At 57.5% G+C, this 18258-nt stretch carries 15 protein-coding genes and 1 tRNA gene; 8 read left to right on the forward strand and 8 right to left on the reverse strand.

The features are described from left to right. Positions 1–49 precede the first annotated feature (49 nt). On the forward strand, positions 50–1168 hold the full coding sequence (locus VEG30_10880; GenBank protein ID HXZ80425.1) for a LacI family DNA-binding transcriptional regulator: 1119 nt from the start codon (positions 50–52) through the stop codon (positions 1166–1168). Further along, entirely contained in the window at positions 1165–2331 is a 1167-nt protein-coding gene (locus tag VEG30_10885) for an MFS transporter (GenBank protein HXZ80426.1), read from the forward strand. The genes VEG30_10880 and VEG30_10885 overlap by 4 nt, the downstream gene beginning before the upstream one ends. 43 nt (positions 2332–2374) lie before the next feature. Here VEG30_10885 and VEG30_10890 read toward each other — a convergent pair whose 3' ends face one another. Further along, positions 2375–2683: a hypothetical protein gene (locus tag VEG30_10890; GenBank protein ID HXZ80427.1), complete on the reverse strand. Its 309-nt coding sequence runs from the start codon at positions 2681–2683 to the stop codon at positions 2375–2377. A gap of 878 nt (positions 2684–3561) precedes the next feature. On the opposite strand from VEG30_10890, the gene VEG30_10895 reads away from it, so the two are divergent. Beyond that, positions 3562–4272: a PEP-CTERM sorting domain-containing protein gene (locus VEG30_10895; protein ID HXZ80428.1), complete on the forward strand. Its 711-nt coding sequence runs from the start codon at positions 3562–3564 to the stop codon at positions 4270–4272. A gap of 456 nt (positions 4273–4728) precedes the next feature. On the opposite strand, the gene VEG30_10900 is transcribed toward VEG30_10895, so the two are convergent. Next, the gene (locus VEG30_10900) at positions 4729–5055 is read right to left on the reverse strand and encodes an antibiotic biosynthesis monooxygenase (protein HXZ80429.1); all 327 of its coding nucleotides are present in this window, start codon (positions 5053–5055) and stop codon (positions 4729–4731) included. A gap of 418 nt (positions 5056–5473) precedes the next feature. Next, entirely contained in the window at positions 5474–6016 is a 543-nt protein-coding gene (locus VEG30_10905) for a nuclear transport factor 2 family protein (GenBank protein HXZ80430.1), read from the reverse strand. 575 nt (positions 6017–6591) lie between these two features. Here VEG30_10905 and VEG30_10910 point away from each other — a divergent pair. Next, the gene (locus tag VEG30_10910; protein HXZ80431.1) at positions 6592–7659 is read left to right on the forward strand and encodes a M48 family metallopeptidase; all 1068 of its coding nucleotides are present in this window, start codon (positions 6592–6594) and stop codon (positions 7657–7659) included. Positions 7660–8424: 765 nt separating this feature from the next. Here VEG30_10910 and VEG30_10915 read toward each other — a convergent pair. The 4 genes from VEG30_10915 to VEG30_10930 form a co-directional block, all read right to left on the reverse strand. After that, complete coding sequence (locus tag VEG30_10915; protein ID HXZ80432.1) at positions 8425–9093, reverse strand: response regulator transcription factor; 669 nt, start codon at positions 9091–9093, stop codon at positions 8425–8427. 12 nt (positions 9094–9105) lie between these two features. Further along, on the reverse strand, positions 9106–9420 hold the full coding sequence (locus VEG30_10920; protein HXZ80433.1) for a PilZ domain-containing protein: 315 nt from the start codon (positions 9418–9420) through the stop codon (positions 9106–9108). 253 nt (positions 9421–9673) lie between these two features. After that, on the reverse strand, positions 9674–10444 hold the full coding sequence (locus VEG30_10925; GenBank protein ID HXZ80434.1) for an ABC transporter ATP-binding protein: 771 nt from the start codon (positions 10442–10444) through the stop codon (positions 9674–9676). A 113-nt stretch (positions 10445–10557) separates the two neighbouring features. Continuing rightward, a complete protein-coding gene (locus VEG30_10930) occupies positions 10558–11955 on the reverse strand; it encodes an efflux RND transporter periplasmic adaptor subunit (GenBank protein HXZ80435.1) in 1398 nt (465 codons plus the stop codon). Between the two features lie 458 nt (positions 11956–12413). Here VEG30_10930 and VEG30_10935 point away from each other — a divergent pair, with 458 nt between their 5' ends. The 4 genes from VEG30_10935 (at position 12414) to VEG30_10950 (ending at position 17989) form a co-directional block, all read left to right on the forward strand. Beyond that, the gene (locus VEG30_10935) at positions 12414–14153 is read left to right on the forward strand and encodes a GWxTD domain-containing protein (GenBank protein HXZ80436.1); all 1740 of its coding nucleotides are present in this window, start codon (positions 12414–12416) and stop codon (positions 14151–14153) included. A 105-nt stretch (positions 14154–14258) separates the two neighbouring features. Next, positions 14259–15944: a TonB-dependent receptor gene (locus VEG30_10940; GenBank protein ID HXZ80437.1), complete on the forward strand. Its 1686-nt coding sequence runs from the start codon at positions 14259–14261 to the stop codon at positions 15942–15944. A 282-nt stretch (positions 15945–16226) separates the two neighbouring features. Beyond that, the gene (glpK, locus tag VEG30_10945) at positions 16227–17783 is read left to right on the forward strand and encodes a glycerol kinase GlpK (GenBank protein ID HXZ80438.1); all 1557 of its coding nucleotides are present in this window, start codon (positions 16227–16229) and stop codon (positions 17781–17783) included. A 130-nt stretch (positions 17784–17913) separates the two neighbouring features. Beyond that, positions 17914–17989 (forward strand) — tRNA-Lys (locus tag VEG30_10950). 13 nt (positions 17990–18002) lie between these two features. On the opposite strand, the gene VEG30_10955 is transcribed toward VEG30_10950, so the two are convergent. Then, a partial coding sequence (locus VEG30_10955; protein ID HXZ80439.1) for a hypothetical protein occupies positions 18003–18258 on the reverse strand: 256 nt, incomplete at its 5' end.

An 18258-nucleotide genomic window follows, 5' to 3' on the forward strand; every position in this document is an offset into this window, starting at 1 on the left:
CGGCCTCCTCCGCTTGCGAGCGCAAATTGATTGTGCGAAACTCCCCCGCGTGCCTCGCCAAATCAGGAAGAAACGGGCGGCGCTGACGCCGCGGGCGCGCTCTTCCCAGCAGCCGGTCAGCTTGAAGGAGCTTGCGCGCAAACTCAATCTTTCGCCCACGACTCTCTCCCTGGTGCTGAACAACTCCGCCGGCGCGGGATCGATTCCGCAGGAGACCAAGGAGCGAATTTTTGCTGCGGCCCGCGGATGGAACTATCGTCCTAACTTTGTCGCCCGATCTCTGCGTTCGCAGCGCACATTCTCTGTCGGCGTGCTGGTTCCGGAGCTAAGCGATGGCTACGCTGCCCTCGTCCTCGGGGGAATCGAAGATTATCTTCTGCAAGCCGGATACATTTATCTCGTCACCAGCCATCGCCACCGGCAGAAACTCATCGACGAACATCCACGGTTGCTCTATGAGCGCTGCGTTGAGGGCTTGATTGCGGTGGACACGCCTTACGCGCAGAAGCTGCCGATACCGGTGATCTCGGTTTCCGGACACAAGAAAGTTCCCGGTGTCACCAACATTATTCTTAATCACGATCTGGCGGCGGAACTGGCGCTCTGTCACTTGCTGAAGCTCGGACACAAGTCGATCGCGTTTCTCAAAGGCCAGGTGTTCAGCTCCGATACTAAGGTCCGCTGGGATGCGATTCGCAAAAGCGCGAGCAAGCTGGGCGTGACTATCTCGCCGGCTCTGGTCTCGCAGATGGAAGGCGACTCTCCTTCGCCGGAAGTTGGCTACGTCGCGGCTCGGAGACTTCTTCAGTCCGGACTTCCCTTTACTGCGCTTTTTTCCTTCAACGATATTTCCGCGATCGGCGCGATACGCGCGTTTCGGGAAACCGGCATGCAGGTTCCCCAGGACATTTCCGTCGTCGGCTTCGACGATATTTACCAGGCGGCTTACCACATCCCTGCCTTGACCACCATTCGCCAGCCGCTGGTGCGCATGGGCATGCTGGCCGCGGAAACCCTGGTGCGGCGCATTCACGATGGCTCCGCCACCGCAGCTCCGGCCTGTCTGAAGCTCGATCCTGAATTGATAGTGCGAGAATCCACGGCTTCTGCACAGCCGCTCCCGCACGCCAAACCTCCCAACACCTCTGCCGCAGGGAAATTGGTTTGAAGCTGCGTCTCCTGGCAGTCCACTTTGCTTTCGCACTCACCGGTGTCGTAACCACGATGCTGGGGCCGATCCTGCCGCTGCTTTCCGCACGTTGGTCGTTGAGTGACCGCCAAGCTGGGCACCTGTTCACCGCGCAATTTTTATCTTCGGCATCCAGCTCGGTAGTGGGCAGCAAGTTGATCTCGCTGATTGGTCCGGGCTGGACGATGATCATCGGGATGTTCGTCATGGCCGCGGGCGTGGCCTTGTTGAGCAGTTCCCAATGGATCGTGGGCGTCGGGGCAGTTTGCTGCTATGGCGTGGGACTGGGATTTGCCTTGCCCTCCACCAATCTTTTTGTCGCCCAACTCATTCCCGAGGGCCGGGCCGCGGCGCTCAATCTGCTGAATTTTTTCTGGGGGGTTGGCGCCGTATCCGCACCGCTGATGATTGGACTTCTGCTGAAGCCGATCGGGCTCACAGGCCTGCTCTTGCTCTTGGCATTCGCATCCGCTGCCGCCGGGATCGCTTCGGCTCTGACTGCCCATCCTTCGGCGACGCCGCGGAGCAAAATCCTGACCACTTCTCACACCGGCGAAACAACCTTTTTGTTGTTCCTTACGACCTTGCTTCTCTTTATTTATGTCGGTATTGAAACTGCGCTCTCGGGTTGGATCCCCACATTCTCCCTGCGCACCCACCACACCTCAGATTCCCAAACGGCGATTTTGCAAGCCAGCTTCTGGAGCGCAATTCTCGCCGGGCGCTTGACCGCTCCATTGATCCTGCGCCGGATTACGGGCGGCCGGCTGATCGATTATGGGATAACGACGATGCTGGTTGGCATCGCAGTGTTCATGCTGCCAGGCCCCGCGGCGAGCCTGTTTCTGGGCGTGGTTGTCGCAGGACTCGGACTATCAGCGCTGTTTCCGACGGCAGTTGCCATTTTCACCGAATGGTACGGCACCGGGGGCGCCGGAAGCATTGTTTTGGGCGTCGCCGGACTGGGGGGAGCGGCTCTTCCGTGGCTGGTTGGCTACCTTTCCGACAAGTTTCACAGTCTTCGCGTTGGTTTTCTCAGTACCATGTTTGCCTGTGTGGCGATGATTGTCGTGCACAAGATGAGTGGCATGAGAATCTCGCACATGCGCTCATCGACAAACCGGATTTTGTCTTCCCATTAGGAAATCGCAGAGGCTAACGACGCTGGCTGACAACCTGAAATTCTTATCTTCCGAAACGCAACAATAAGGTGAAGGCGGCAATCGCAGCCAGGCCGACCGTCACCAACTGCACGAACTTGAACTCTACGCGCACGTTACTGCGGATCGCAGTCGTGCCGCCGACGAGGGCTGCTACTGCGACCAGTGGCCCGCCGAAAAGCACCCCTAGTGCCACCAGCGCCGATGAGGTCTGCTCCCACTGCTCAATATTTCCGTACTGCCACTGGTTAAAGAGAAGAGCACTTCCACCAACGAGGCTCGGTAGGCACAGCAAGACGGTTACAGCGAGGCTTATCAGGCCCTTGGCATGCATCGACGACCAGCTCTTCTCTGCCCTGGGAGGTTCGCAGCTTGCAGTCGCGGTTTCCCGCCGTGGCCGGCCAGGGGCAGCGCACTACCAGGAATCGATCACAACCATCTGGAAAATCGTCGACCCGAATCGTCCCCGCTTCAGTGACCTGTAGCACATCCTGGAGTGAACCACGGCAGCTTGAGGAACTGCAGATCCCTCGCGGGCTCAGGTCGGGTGAATCTCTAAATGCTGGCAGAACGGATTCGATGGGGCGCAGAGAGAGCGGGGACAGAAGGTCGATGTCCTAAGCGGAAGATCAGTTCAGCAAAGTAATGCTAACCTGACGTCCGTCGAGGTATACGTTTCCGTCAGTTCCGCGCTGAAACTCCAATGTTGCCGGAGCCTCTGTTTCTGGAAGTTCGCAAACATCCAGGCCAAGACTGCCAGTATCACAACCAGCTTCATTGACATCCTTCAAGGCAACAGTCTAGATGAGCAGTAGGGCCATTCCCAGATAGCCACATGATTCAGAAAACTCGTCAAGGGCCGGAGCGCCCCGCTAATTGTTGAGTACCGTAAAGACTGTATTTACCAGTGCGGCATTCAGGGCTTAGGCTGGTTTACTTTTGAAAGCGCGCTGTGCGAAAAGGCACGCTCGCGCCAGCAGGGGTTTATCGACTTAAGGGAAATGCACGTTGAACTTTGCCCCCAATTCGTAAATTGAGCAACCTGTGGACCCGCTGTGCGGGAAGTTCCATTCCACATGAGGGAAACATCTCGCACCATTGAGCCTGTTCACGGCCAATGCAAGGTAAAGCGGCCATTCGCAAACCTACCGTGGACAAAATTTCACGCCACTGTAACTTTCACGTCTTTTAATGGTCCGAAGGAGAGAACATATGAAGTTGAAATTAATGAAACGTTTGCTTCTCGCATCCACGGTTCTTGGTCTGGTCGGGACGATATGCACGGCGAAGGCTGACGTGATAACCTCTGCTACCGTAACGATCTGGAATGCCGCGACGCCCGGCGCGACTTCCTCTTCGATCAGCCAGCAGGGGTTGCCAACGGCAGTAGGATTATTCGGAGGCCCGCTTCCACTGGTTGCGGGCAGCACCCCGTTCGTGTTTCCGATCAACTACAATGACACGGCCCTCAATACGATCCCAGGCTTCTTTGCCTCTGATTCACCCGCAGCGCCAACTCCGGCGACTTGTACTTCGGCTGCGTGCCTGACTAATCCCCTGAGCTTGGGAGGTTTCGCGCAGGCGACAGTTTTTCGGTTCACTTTTACGGAAACTACAGCAGAAACCTTCTCGGCCATCCACGATGATGGCATCAGCCTGTTCCTCGCGGGAACCGAAACGAGCACCTGCACCATCGCCAGCTGTCCCGGCGATCTGCTGCCCACGTCGGCGGCGCAGCCCACCACCGCCGAGACCTCTTCAGTCACCATTGGGCCGGGTACCTATGATCTGTGGTATGCAGAGGTCAACGGCCTCCCCGGCGTCTTGCAGGCCACCTCAACTGTGCCAGAACCAGCATCGATGGTGCTGCTCGGCACTGGACTGGCCGGATTGGCTGGCATGATCCGTCGCCGGATGAAGTAAGCGTCCGCGATTTGCTGCCCAAAAGTGCGAGATAATAACGAAAAAGTCTGCCGAGCGAGTGCTCGGCAGTTTTTTTTGTGGTGCTAGTCCGCCACGCAGATAAACTCGCCTGACCAGCCCATTGCTTGTCGTTAACAGGCGTGGCTGTTGAAAAACTCTTTTCCGCCCCGGTCACCAAAAATCACATCGCGTCAGGATGCCTTATAAACGATTTTCTCCGATTGTGGATACATTTCCGGTCATCTAGTTTGACGCGAATTAGGGTCCAAGGGACTTTTTCAACAGCCACAGGCGTTATCACTCATTGACCCGGAAAGAAGGCAATTAGAAATATCAACAGTCATGGGTGTGGTCTGGTGAGAGCGGTTGGGACATCAGACTGGCTTCTTGCCTACAGGGAAAGGGCCCCGGAGCGCGTTCTCCAGGGCCCGGAAGTCTTCTTGATTTCAGCCTAGTTCAGGCGGCGATCGTTTCTACAAAATGCTCGCAGAGTTTCGTCTCCAGGTGATAGGGCCTCACGTTGATTGCAGTCGCCAGATGCGGCTTCAGCATCTCGTGAATCTTCGGAAATTGCTCTCTCTCATAGCGCTCGGCATCAGCCTTGTCCATCCACAGACTGACGTGGAGTACCTTCTCGTCTCTCAGTTTCTCTGGGAAGAAGGGCAGAACCTCCAGGAAGCCGGGTTGCTTCCGCAGGATCGGCAGGATCTCATCCTTCATCAGTTTCACGAAGTCTTCCTTCTTCTCCGGCTTGATTTCAAAATTCAGTACACGGGCAAACATATTACTTCGCTCCTGTCTTGAAATAGAAGGGCCGAGGCGAGAACCCTACGGCGGGAGCGCTCCGCGCAACCCGCGCGGGGCAAACGTCAAAAGAAAACATACGCCGTTCTCGATGAATGTCAGTGACTCCGGTCGCCGAAACATGTGAGATCGGTGCCGAAAAGGGAACAACGCAAACCAGACGTTTACACCAATTAAGGGTCAATGAGCGTAATCGTGATGTTACGCCAGTTGAGTGTACCCGCTGTAGAGCGACTGGCGTTTGTTGACGCTTTCGCTCCCTCCAGCAATTGGAACCACTCTCCTCCGATCTTCCACGAAAAATCTCAAGCGGTGGCCTTTTATACCCGCCGTGTCACGAGTGTTAGAGATTTTCGACAACTCTCACCGATACGAGCCGGGGCTTCATAACCCTTGGTCAGGTAGCATCCCGGTGCTGTGCTGCGGCATGGATGAGCTCGTTCATTGGCTGGGTAGAGTTCAACAGTTGCGCCGCGATTTCGCCGCCGCGAACCGGAAGCGTTCGGTCAAGAAGGCCGATCTGGACAAGAACTGAAGCTTGATCCCAGTACAGGTGCTCGTGCGAGATTTTGTCGCCTTCGAACTGTATGATAGCCACCACCGGGACCTCCACTTTTTTTCCAGTCGGCGGGATGCCAGGCAGAATCCAGTCTAAGCGGATCGAATGAGTGAAGCGCACAATGAGCTCGTCAACAACCCGACCCTGGCCGATAGTCCGTGAGACAGGAACGATTTCCGTGTCCGATGGTATTTGTGACACGAAATGGTTCGCGTAGAAGTCTCGCACTTCGTTTTTCCCTCTGCCGCCGATCATCAGCGGAATCTCGTTGACGTATGCTTGCGCCGTCATTGTAGCGACTGCCTGATCCGCGTTATGAGCCGCGAACTCCGCACCTACGTGCTGATCCCAAACTTTCGACAGTGTTTCTTCGGTTTGCATCTCCTTGACTCCTTTGAAGGTGAATGCCCTTCCGCCACTATAGTTTATGAGACAGGTTCTACCTTCTTCCGCGCGTAGGCCGAAATACTGACAACCGCTTGGTCATTGTTCAATCCGGGAAATGCCGTATTCAGAAAACAGGAAACTGTGCCACTTGGAATGAGGTAGAAAACGCTCAGTCTCCAATCTCGGAAATCGCCACCAGATGTTCCTGACTCCTTATGTTCTTCGCTGAGGAGCCGAACCGGAGGTTAATCCTTCCATTAGTTGGCGAAACCAGGCGTTAGCATTCATTGACCCAACAGGCGTGCCCAGCTCAGGTGGTTGCTGGGAAGCCCGCGCGTCTCGCTCAGGATTACACCCTGGATCCGGCAATCCTCGCAGGTTCTAACGACCTTTTTTGCGAATGAGATGCCTTATTTCCCTGCCCAACCTCGCCCTGCTCGCAATCCCATCTTTGAACCCGATCCCTCCGAACCGTCCGAAGCAAATAATCCCCTCGGAATGTCGCCTTCGTTTGGGCATATAATGAGCCCACCAATCGACCGCGAATCGGCACCTCGAGGGAGGGTCCTATGAAGTGGCGCGCATATTTCCTGGCGGCGGTTTTGTGGTTTTGCTTTGTCCCCTTTGCGCTGGCTCAGGACGCCCCGCCACCCGCCACGCCCCAGGACACGGCCTCGCAAAATCCCCACCCCCAGGGCAAGCACGACGGCAGCAAAGACGACATTGATGCCATCGGCAACCGCAAGGTCGGCGGGGGCAAGAGCATGGGTGACTGGTACTCGCTGGAGCATGAAATCCAGATGGGCAAACAATACGCCCAGGAGATCGAAGGCTCTGCCAAGCTGGTGCAGGACCCGGTGGTCACCGAGTACGTGAACCGCGTCGGGCAGAACCTGGTGCGCAATTCCGACGCCAAGGTTCCCTTCACCATCAAGGTCATCGATTCCGATGAGGTCAACGCTTTCGCGCTCCCCGGCGGATTCTTCTACGTCAATTCAGGATTGATTCTGGCCGCCGACGACGAAGCCGAACTGGCCGGGGTGATGGCGCACGAGATCGCGCACGTAGCCGCCCGTCACGCCACCCGCCAGATGACACGCGGGCAGATCGCCAACCTGGCTTCCATTCCCCTGATCTTCGTGGGCGGCGGCATCGGATACGCGGTGCGCACCGCGGTCGGGCTCGCCATGCCCATGACCTTCCTCACCTTCTCCCGCGGATTCGAAGCCGAAGCCGACTACCTCGGCCTGCAATACATGTACAAGACGGGATACGATCCCCAGGCCTTCATCTCCTTCTTCGAGAAGATCGAGGCCAAGGAGAAGAAGAAACCTGGAACGCTGGCCAAGGCGTTCTCCACCCATCCGCCCACGCCGGACCGCATTGACAAGAGCCAGGCAGAGATTCAGAGGATCCTGCCGGCGCGCGACACTTACATCGTCGACACCTCTGAGTTTGACGATGTGAAGGGCCGCCTGGCCAAGCTCGAGAACCGTCACAAGCTCATCGAAAACAAGGACGCCACCGCGCCCACGCTGCGGCGCAGCTCCAACAGCAGCGACAATCAGACCGGACAGCCCAAACCCGACACCAGCGACGACGATCGTCCAACCCTGAAGCGCCGCGACCAGGATTAGTCCGAATCTTAAGAGTGCCCCACTCTAGCCCGCTCTTTGGGGGTGGCCGACTCAAGCCCTCTTTTGGCTTGAGTGGGGCTTTTTCCAGCGCGACAGGATCTTAAGGTATTTTCTGCTTGGCCGTTTTCCGGCCGCCAACCCCGCCGCGGCTGCCCCACGTTCCAGGACTTGCGCCCCCCAGATCGGCCTCTCAATTTCTTGTCAAGCCCTTCCTAAGCCCAATTTCTCTCGTATCCTTCTGAGTCGCAGCACGATACAAAATCCGCCTCCATGTCCCAATTGCCCTTCCCAATTCGCTACACTGAAAATAGGGAGTGGAGAATCGAAATTGCATCTGGGAACGGACATCTCGTCCATTCAAGCGGGGCTCCGCGGCGCGACTATCCGGCCAGTGTTGGTAGGCGCCTTTTTTTTATTGTCATCACGAGCGAGCGCCGCGAGCGAGGGATCTGCAGTTCGGCCTCTCTCTGAATCTCAAATCTCTCAACAATTTGAGACCTATCTCTCCCTCGCCCAATATTTTGCGCGGAAATTCTCTGTAAGCAACTGAAAACACTGCCTCGATTTCACCCAGGGTACGAAAGGTTTGATTGCGTGAAGAACTGCCGACCGGGCTGGCGCCCGCTCGAGATGGCAAGGCGGAAGGATTTGCGCTAACAGCCGCTGGGTGGAACTCGAACATTTTCGGTTCGAAGTTCGAACTTCTAACTTCCCAACCTCTGACTTCTGACTTCTGACTTCTTACTTCTAGCCTTCTAACCTGCCCTACCGCGCTTCGGTGGCGTTGGTGCTGGCACCGGCAGAGCTGGCGGCAGCGGCCTCGGCCAGGATGCGGTGATGGATGGTGAACAGCGCCAGTTCCAGGCGATCGGAGACGCCGATCTTGTCGTACACGTTGCGCAGGTAGTTCTTGATGACCTGCTCGGTGGTCCCCAGCTCGGTGGCGATCTCCTTATTCTTATAGCCCTGAACGATCAGGGCCACGATGCGCAGTTCCTTGTGAGTGAGGCGATCGACGACGCGTGCGCCCACCATGTCGTTCTCGCTGACCTCGGCGGGGACGGTGTTGTCCTGCACCCAGTTGGTGCCGCGTGCCACGGCGCGCACACACTGCAGCAGCGAAGGTCCGGTAACGTTGCGATAGACCACGCCATGCGCACCGGCGCTGAGATATTGCGAAGGATTTTCACCCGCCTCGCCGACGATGACCAGGCGGCCCTTGGCGCGCGCAGTGGCGGCCGCCAGTTCGTGCAGATCGGCATAGAAGCTTGAGGAACAAACCACCACGTTAGGACGAAAGCGCTCCAGCGCCATCATCATCTGCTCGGGTTGCTGCACCTGCGCCACGATGCGCATCTCGTCTTCCACCGCGAGCACTTTGGCGATTCCCGCGCGAAATACAGGTTGTTTATCGGCAACTACCAGTTTCAACATGTCAGTCAGAACCTATGTCCGGACAAACTCATATCCATCGATTACGCAGGCCACTCCGGTCTGGCCGCCGTGTTCGTCGCGCTCGGTGCGCACGACCGTGCCGCGGCATTGGATCTTCACATCCGATGGGCCGCCGGTGGCCTCCGCGGGCAGGGTGATCTCGAAATTCACCTTGCTGCCGACTTCGAATTTGGCGTCGGCGTGCAGGTACACCCCGCCGACACTTAAATTATCGGTAGTTCCTTCCAGCTTCTGAATCGAATCGGCAGGATTGATGGAAACCGGCAGCTTCAAATCGAACCGCTTCCCAGTTCGTGAGTCGGGCACAAACCTCCTTCCGGACTGATTCGGAGTGGTATAGGGGGGAGCGATTTTATTCAACCTTCCGAGGGTTATATCACGGAAGCGGCGATAAGCATAGTCCGGAGAATAGGATGGAGGCTCACTTTTTGTAAACCGGGAAGGGGGAGGGGGGATTGTGCCAAAAGCAGGCTTATTGGGGACCCCCGCTCGTGATGACAAGAATGAAGGAATGGTTACGGCGCGGCCTGGGAAGCCGCGCCCCTTCGAAGCTACTCCGCTACTTTGCGGTGAATCCTATCCCGCGCTTTTTGGTGCCGCGTTCGTCGGCGTAGACCTGGCCGTCGCGGATATGAATGACGCGGTGCGCGTACTCGGCGATGTCGTGCTCGTGGGTGACCAGCACGATGGTGTTGCCCTCGGAGTGCAGCCGATCGAATAGCGCCATGATCTCGGTGCCGGTCTGCGAGTCGAGGTTGCCGGTGGGCTCGTCGGCAAGGATGATGGAAGGATTGTTGACCAAAGCGCGCGCAATCGCTACGCGCTGGCGCTGTCCGCCGGAGAGCTCGTTGGGCTTGTGATTCATGCGGGTTTCCATACCCACGGCTTTCAAAGAATCCTTGGCTTTTTCGAGGCGCCGCTCGGCGGGAATACCCGCATAGATCAGCGGCAGCTCGACGTTGTGCAGAGCGGTGGCGCGAGGCAGCAGATTGAACGTCTGGAAAACGAAACCGATTTCTTTATTGCGGATGCGGGCCAGCTCATCGTCGTCGAGTTCGCTGACCAGCTGGTTGTTCAGCCAGTATTTGCCGTCGCTGGGAGAGTCGAGGCAGCCGATCAGGTTCATCAGAGTGGATTTGCCCGAGCCAGAGGGACCCATGATGGCCACGTATTCGTTGCGCTCGATGCGAAGATTGACTCCGCGCAGCGCCTGCACCTGCTGCTCTGAACCCATGTCATAGGTCTTCCACAGATTCTCGGTGCAGATCATGCACCCGTCTGGAGGAGCGGTGATCTCGATTTCGTTCAAGCTCGCCACCTCGGTCGCCATGCTCTTTTCTCCCATTCTCTCGATCCCACCCTGTCGCTGCGCGACAAGAGTGGCCACCCACTTCCCACTTCCAATATCCCGCCAAACGTATGGACGCTCGAGCCGCCAGAATGTTACGACTTCTCTTCCGTTTCTTTCTTGGGGGCGGAATTGTCCACCTTCACCGAAGCGCCATTGCGCAGGGTGCGGAGGACCTTGTAACTGCCGGTGACGATCTCGTCGCCTTCTGCCAGGCCGCTGAGTACCTCAATGTCGGTGACTCCGCTGATGCCGGTGTTAACAGGCACAAATTGCGCCTTCTTGTTGCGCACCACAAAAATTCCCTGCAGCTCTTCCTTGGCCTTTGCAGGATCCAATGAAGCAGGCGATGCCGCCTGCACCGACTTGTCGGACTTCTTGTCTTTGTCTTTGTCCTGCAGGTCGGCTCGCTGGCGGACGGTCAGGGCCTGAATCGGAACCGTCAGGATCGCCTTCTTGGTCGAGGTCGTAATTTTCGCGGTGGTGGAAAGACCGGGGCGCAAATTCTCCGGCGGGTCCGACACGGTTACGACCACCTTGAAGTCCTTCGCCTCCTGGCTGGCGGCGGTGGACTGCGAGGTGGAGACGCCGGTGGAGCGCACCATGGCGTTATTGCCGATCTCGGTCACCACGCCATGGAAAACCTGCTTGGGCATGGCGTCGATGGTGACTTCGGCAGCCTGTCCGTTGCGTACATTCACAATGTCGGTCTCATCCACGCGGACCTCAGCGGTGATCACCGACATGTCCGCCAGAGTCATGAGCGTGCTGCCGGGCGCGTTCTGGATACCGATCACCACCGTCTCGCCCTCGCGCACCGGCAGATTGGTAACGATGCCGTCGAAGGGCGCGACGTATTCTGTTTTGTCCAGAACATCACGCGCGCGCACCAGGTTGGCGCTGGCCTGAGCGATGCGGCGGTCGGCGGATTGTTTCTGCGCGCGACTTTGCACGATGCGGGCGCTGGCTTGCGCCACCCCAGCGACCGCGCTGTCATAGGCCGCTTTCTTCGCGTCGTACTCCTGCTTCGCGATCAGCGCCTGGGTATAGAGTCCCTGCGCCCGTTGGTAGTCGAGCTTGGCGCGTTCCAGGTCCGCGTTGGCTCGTTCGAGATCGGCCTGCGCGGTGTGCAGCGCGGCCTCCTGGGCGGCGGAATCGGTTTGAGCTGCTTCAAGATTGGCGCGATTGGCTTCCACGTCCGCGCCCGGCTGGACGTTCTCGATCTGCGCCAGCATCTGCCCTTTCTTGACCCGATCACCCTCGTGAACGTAGAGCTTCACGATCTTGCCGAAGGCATTGGCGCCGATGTTGACGTAAGTCTTGGGCTTGATCTCGCCCGAAGCACTCACCGTAGCCGAGAGATCCTGGCGAAGAACCTTGCCGGTCTGTACGGCTATGAGATTCTTACTGCTCTCATGGACGGTGAAGCCGACCACTGCGCACACCACCAGCACAATGCCGATGATGATTGCGATTTTCTTCCACTTCTTCACTCTTGCCTCATCGCGGAGCGGTCCCAGTTGAAAACGGGTATCGCCGGCTGATCATCAAGCCCGGTCGTGTCGCCCCGAGCCAAGAAGGCAGTCTCTAAGTAAATACGCGGCTTGCGGAGCAAAAGTTCGCCGCGAATTGGCCTTCCGGAGCTTCAACCAGTTGCTTGGCGGCTCGATTCAGGCAGGTGTCAGATACCTGATCGTTGTGGGATTACCGTTGAAATTATACCCGACAGTTCCGCAAGCCGTCCCTTCAGGAAGACGAGTTGTAACGTCTGATAATTACAGATTCCCGGTGCGGAACCCGGATGGGATGAACTGCGGATTAACGAAAACGGTTGGCATCCGGCTACTTAGAGGCATGCATCCTACATTTTCAGCATTGGGCGGCTTGATTGACGTACAGTAAATACATACAATCTACAAATCTAGTAGTGTCTCCAAGGAGCTTATCCCCGATGTCGGATGGATTTGTTAGACGCCTCTTCTTAATTGGTCTGGCCGGCACTCTTCTTGGAACCAACGCACTGGGACAATCAAGTTCAGACAAGGGCTCGGCAGCACCGCCCGCGGCCCAAAGCCAGTCCAGCACCCAGGCACAACCTGCAAGCCAGGAACAAGATCCGCTGAAGCGACCACTGAGCGAAAAAGAGAAAAAGGAACATGCGAAGGCTCTCAAGCAAGAGCTCAGCCGGACTTATAAGAAATGGCTCGACGAGGATGTGCGCTGGATCATCACGGACGAAGAGAAGGATGCGTTTAAGAAACTCTCCAACGACGAGGAGCGGGACCAGTTCATCGAGCAATTCTGGCTACGCCGCGATCCCACTCCCGACACGGTAGAGAACGAATATAAAGAAGAGCACTACCGGCGCATTGCCTACGCCAATGAGCATTTTGCCTCGGGGATCCCGGGATGGCGGACGGATCGCGGCCGCTTGTACATCCAGTATGGGCCGCCCGACGAGATTGATGCCCATCCCTCGGGTGGTCAGTACGAGCGTCCGATTGAAGAAGGAGGCGGTTCGACCTCCACCTATCCCTTTGAAACCTGGCGCTGGCGCTACCTGGAGGGTGTGGGGCAGGAGATCGAGGTTGAGTTCGTAGACCAGTGCATGTGCGGCGAGTATCGCCTGTCGATGGACCGCTCGGAGAAGGACGCGCTGCTGCACGTGCCTGGGGCCGGCGAAACCCTGTATGAGCAGATGGGCATGGCGAGCAAGACGCAGCGCTTTACGAATCCTGAGAACCTGGGCCCAGGACCGATGGATTCGCAGCTGCAATCGAAGGAATTTGACCGACTGGAGATGTTCGCTAAGTTGAACAGGGCTCCGGCGATCAAATTCAAGGATCTCGAAGAAGTAGTCACCACCAAGATCCATTACAACCTGATGCCCTTCGAAGTGCGGGCCGACTTTATTAAAGTCACTTCGGACACCGTGCTGGTTCCCATCACCATTGAAATGAAGAATAAGGACATCACCTTCCAGACGAAGGATGGTGTCTCGCGAGGGGTGGTCAACATTTACGGCCGGGTAACGACGCTCACCGGAAAGATCGCTCAGACCTTTGAGGACACGGTGGAGCGATCGGAACCGTCGGAATTGCTGCCCAAGGTTCTGGAAACATCCTCGTTGTATTGGAAGGCCCTGCCGCTCAAGCCTGGGCGTTATCGCGTTGACCTTGTTCTCAAGGATGTGAATGGGGACCGCAAGGGTTCCTGGAGCAAGGGGATCATCGTTCCCGAGTATGGGGATGAGAAGCTCACGGCATCGACGCTGATCCTGGCCGATCAGATGGAGAAGGTGCCGGCCAAGAGCGTGGGCGCGGGCAGCTTCGTGATTGGCACGACTAAGGTGCGCCCGCGACTGGACAGCGCCGACGGCAAGCCGGCCACCTTCAAGCGCGACCAGCGAATCAACTTCTGGATGCAGGTCTACAATCTGGGCATCGACCAGCAAACCAAAAAACCTTCCGCCACCATCGAGTACGACGTGGTAAATACGGCGACCAATAAAGAGGTGGTGCACGCGGTGGAATCGACAAAAGATCTGGGGAATGTGGGAGAACAGGTCACGCTGGAGAAGTCGCTGGCTCTGAGCCGGATGGAACCGGGGATCTACAGGGTAACCATTAAGATCAACGACAGCATCTCGAAACAGGAGATTTCGCCGTCGGCGCGGTTTGCAGTTGAGTAAGAATTGGCGGGACATGGCCCCAACCGGGGTTGGTTTTGGGACCACGGGCAAGCAGATCGAAAGCGTTGGTTTGAAAACGCATGATGTCCTGTGGGGGTTAGTGGAATGATAAGAAGGGTCGGACTGGCAGTACTGCTGATGAGTCTCGCGGTTTCGGCCCACGCCGGCAAGCTGGGCACGATTTCCGGACATGTGAAGAATGCCTCGGGCGTGCCGCAAATGGGCGCGATGGTGGAGATCATCTCTGCCGGCAAAGTGCTACCCGAGGCTACCGTGTTCACCGATGTGCGCGGCTTCTATGCGGTGATGGACTTGCTGCCCGGCAAGTATGAGGTCAAGGCCAGTGCGCCCATGTTTCTCCCCAGCCTGCGAGAGAACATTCCCGTTCACGGCGGCGCCGGCATGGTCGTGAACATGACCCTGAATACGCTGGCCGACGCCATCAAGCTGTTGCCGGCTCGACGGTCCGGCGAGGACGATGACGACTGGAAGTGGACCCTGCGGTCGATGGCGAACCGTCCTGTGCTGCGGGTGCAGAATGGCGGTCCGGTGGTGGTTTCAAACCAGGCTGGTCAGAGTGAGAGCCTGAAGGCCAGTCTTGGGTTCATGGCAGGATCGCAAGCGGAAAGCTTCGGCGGTCCCAGTGAAATGAGCACAGATTTTTCCCTGGAGCATTCGCTTTTCGGCTCCGGCCGCCTGGCCTTCCAGGGTGATGTTGGTTACGGACCCGGCGCAGGAGCGACGATCCTGCATGCGGCTTACGATCACGCCTTGGCGGATGGCTCCAGGCCGCAGTTGGCGCTGACCATGCGCCGCTTCGCCAGCTCGCCTTTGACCGTCGCCCGCGATGGAGCGCTGGAAGCCTTAAATGCATCTTTCGCGGACACGACCACGCTCTTGGAGGTGCTGGATCTTCACGCCGGAATGGAGTTCCAGACGGTGCAATACATGGGACGGGTGAACGCATACCGTCCTTTCGGCTCCGTGGATCTCCATCTCTCGCCGCATACCGTGGTGGAATATCAGTACGCCACGGCGGAGCCCAATTCCCGGCGCAGCAAAGGCTATGACAGCGCACCCGCCGATCTCACCGAAGGCGGACTGCGCATGTCGATGGTGGACTTTAATCCGGTTCTGGAGAAGGCGCGCCACCAGGAAATTTCGGTATCGCACAAGCTGGACAAGACCTCGCTGCAGCTGGCGGCATTTTCCGACAGCATCCGCAATGCCGCACTGATGGGCGTGGGGGATGTAGATCCCAATTCACCCAATCTGCTGCCGGATATTTATTCAGGCACTTTCACCTACAACGGCGGGGATCTGAATACCAACGGCATCCGTCTGGTACTGCAGCGAAAGCTGAACAAGGATTTGACCGCGACGGTGAACTACTCCTACGGCGGCGTCCTCACGATGCTGCCAACCGACAGCGGCGGCTCGATTCAGAACCTGCATACGGTGCGCCGTCATGGGGTCGCGGCCAAGCTTTCCGGAGATGCTCCCTTTGCCAAGACTCACTGGATCGCTTCCTACAAGTGGACCAGTGGGGGAGCGCTTACGCCGGTCGATCTGTTCAATGTCTCGGCAGGACAAGCCGATCCTTACTTGAACCTGTTCCTGCGTCAACCGCTGCCGGCGGGTGGTTTCATGCCGTTCAAGATGGAGGTCCTGGTGGACATCAGGAACTTGCTGGCGCAAGGCTACATGCCAGTGGCGGCTTCTGATGGCCGCACCGTGTACCTGGTGCAGTCCCCTCGCGCCGTTCGCGGCGGGCTGGCCTTTGTGTTCTAGTTCGTGCAGTTGTCTCGTGAAGCGACCCTCGCTTCTTTTAGGTTCCCGAATTTTTGCCGGGGCTTTTCTACTCGAATTGTCAGCCAAGAACAGCTTTGAAGCTTTTGACCCAGGCTTTTTCTCCAGAGCATGCCGTGGTTCTTACCTCACCTGGAGTGTGTCGAACTCCCGTTCTCTCATCGGGATTTTTGATAACAAACTGCGGATAGCGGTGGACTGGGATATTTCAGACCAGGATGCGTTGCTGATGTGCGCAGGCGCACCGGGAAGGAGCCATTGGCAATGGCAAAGTACGTTGCAGCAATCGATCAAGGCACAACCAGCACCCGCTTCCTGATATTCGACCGCGCCGGACGGGCAATCAGCGTTGCTCAGAAAGAACACGAACAGATTTATCCCAAGCCGGGGTGGGTGGAACATAACCCGCAGGAAATCCTCTCGCGGACTAACGAAGTGATCACGGAAGCTATGGCAGCCAAAAACCTGAAGCCAGAAGATCTGGCTGCCGTCGGCATCACCAACCAGCGTGAAACCATCGTCGTTTGGAATAAAAAGACCAGCAAGCCGGTCTACAACGCCATTGTATGGCAGGACACGCGCACGGCAGACTACGTTGCGGAGTTCTCCGATCAAGGCGGGCAGGATCGGTTGCGCGGCAAATGTGGTCTGCCCCTGGCCACGTACTTCAGCGGCCTGAAGCTTCGCTGGCTTCTTGACAATGTCGCCGGCGCCCGCGCATCGGCGGAAGCTGGAGACCTCCTGTTCGGCAATATTGATACCTACCTCATTTGGAATCTGACCGGCGGCGCCGATGGTGGTATTCACGTCACCGATGTCAGCAATGCCAGCCGCACACAACTGATGAACCTGCAGACCCTGGATTGGGATCCGGAGATCCTTGCGCTGTTCAATATTCCGAGCAGCGTGCTGCCGCGCATCTGCTCAAGCTCGGAGGTGTATGGCAAAGCGATCGTGAAGAGCATTCAGGGGGTGCCAATCGCCGGAGACCTGGGAGACCAGCAGGCGGCGCTGGTTGGCCAGACCTGCTTCAAGCCGGGCGAAGCCAAGAACACGTACGGGACTGGCTGCTTCCTGCTGCTGAACACAGGAACGCGTCCGGTGCAGTCGCACTGCGGGCTGCTCACTACGCTGGCATACAAGTTCGGCAAGGAGCCTGCGTGCTATGCGCTCGAAGGCAGCATCGCGATCACCGGCGCGTTGGTGCAATGGATCCGCGACAATATAGGCGCCATCAAGAAGAGCTCCGAGATTGAAGCCCTGGCCAAGACGGTGGAGGACAACGGCGGTGTGTATTTTGTGCCGGCCTTTTCCGGGTTGTTTGCGCCCTACTGGAAGACTACAGCTCGGGGCGTAATCGCGGGCCTGACCGGCTACGTGAATAAGGGCCACATCGCAAGGGCGGTGCTCGAAGCTACTGCGTTCCAGACTCGTGAGGTCGTGGACGCAATGAAAAATGATTCGGGTATCGACCTGGATGTTCTCCGCACCGACGGCGGCATGGTGGAAAACGATCTGCTGATGCAGTTCCAGTCGGACATCCTTAACAAACCCGTGGTACGGCCTGTGATGAAGGAGACGACTGCGCTGGGAGCGGCCTACGCTGCCGGCCTCGCCGTCGGGTACTACGAGAACCTCAAGGACCTGTGCGCAAATTGGGCAGTGGACAAAACGTGGAAACCCGCCATGGATGAAGTCAAACGCGAATCGATGTACAGGCTGTGGAAGAAAGCAGTGGCACGTACTTTCGACTGGGAGGAGCAACCTGCGCACGGAATTGAAGAAGGCTTGTGCCGCGACAGGGTTGGGCAAACGTGTTAAGGTAGAAGCGCAGGTTCACACGTGGCAGCGACCTGCACGCTGCGATGCGCAGCCTAGAATTGCCATGTTAAGTACAGGCGCCGGTTCGCCGGGGCCTTCAAAGCGCTGAAACCTGCATGAATACTGACGTGGGCGCGTAGCTCAACTGGCAGAGCAACTGACTCTTAATCAGTAGGTTGAAGGTTCGATTCCTTCCGCGCTCACCATCTAACCTATTCATTAAGCACCAGCTTCCGTCTGTGCTTCGTTGCGGTCTGCAAGTTGCCGATTTTCGCGGTGACCACCATCGGTGACCACTTCTGAGCGATTGCCGAATCTCGTGAATGCGGCTTCCACGGCATCGGCTTGGGGATGGCAGTACCGCTGTGTGATCGTGATTGAGCTATGCCCCGCAATCCGCGCCAGCGTGAAAGTGTCACAGAATGGAGCCATGCGGGTCAGAGCCGTGTGGCGCATCACGTAAGGCTCAAACGGC

The organism is Terriglobales bacterium (assembly GCA_035624455.1).
GTDB lineage: Bacteria > Acidobacteriota > Terriglobia > Terriglobales > Acidobacteriaceae > DASPRM01.

Excerpts from the sequence above, each read along its gene's own strand:
- VEG30_10890 (HXZ80427.1), bottom strand. The coding sequence starts at position 2,683 with ATGCATGCCAAGGGCCTGATAAGCCTCGCTGTAACCGTCTTGCTGTGC.
- VEG30_10895 (HXZ80428.1), top strand. The coding sequence starts at position 3,562 with ATGAAGTTGAAATTAATGAAACGTTTGCTTCTCGCATCCACGGTTCTT.
- VEG30_10900 (HXZ80429.1), bottom strand. The coding sequence starts at position 5,055 with ATGTTTGCCCGTGTACTGAATTTTGAAATCAAGCCGGAGAAGAAGGAA.
- VEG30_10905 (HXZ80430.1), bottom strand. The coding sequence starts at position 6,016 with ATGCAAACCGAAGAAACACTGTCGAAAGTTTGGGATCAGCACGTAGGT.
- VEG30_10910 (HXZ80431.1), top strand. The coding sequence starts at position 6,592 with ATGAAGTGGCGCGCATATTTCCTGGCGGCGGTTTTGTGGTTTTGCTTT.
- VEG30_10915 (HXZ80432.1), bottom strand. The coding sequence starts at position 9,093 with ATGTTGAAACTGGTAGTTGCCGATAAACAACCTGTATTTCGCGCGGGA.
- VEG30_10925 (HXZ80434.1), bottom strand. The coding sequence starts at position 10,444 with ATGGCGACCGAGGTGGCGAGCTTGAACGAAATCGAGATCACCGCTCCT.
- VEG30_10935 (HXZ80436.1), top strand. The coding sequence starts at position 12,414 with ATGTCGGATGGATTTGTTAGACGCCTCTTCTTAATTGGTCTGGCCGGC.
- VEG30_10940 (HXZ80437.1), top strand. The coding sequence starts at position 14,259 with ATGATAAGAAGGGTCGGACTGGCAGTACTGCTGATGAGTCTCGCGGTT.
- glpK (HXZ80438.1), top strand. The coding sequence starts at position 16,227 with ATGGCAAAGTACGTTGCAGCAATCGATCAAGGCACAACCAGCACCCGC.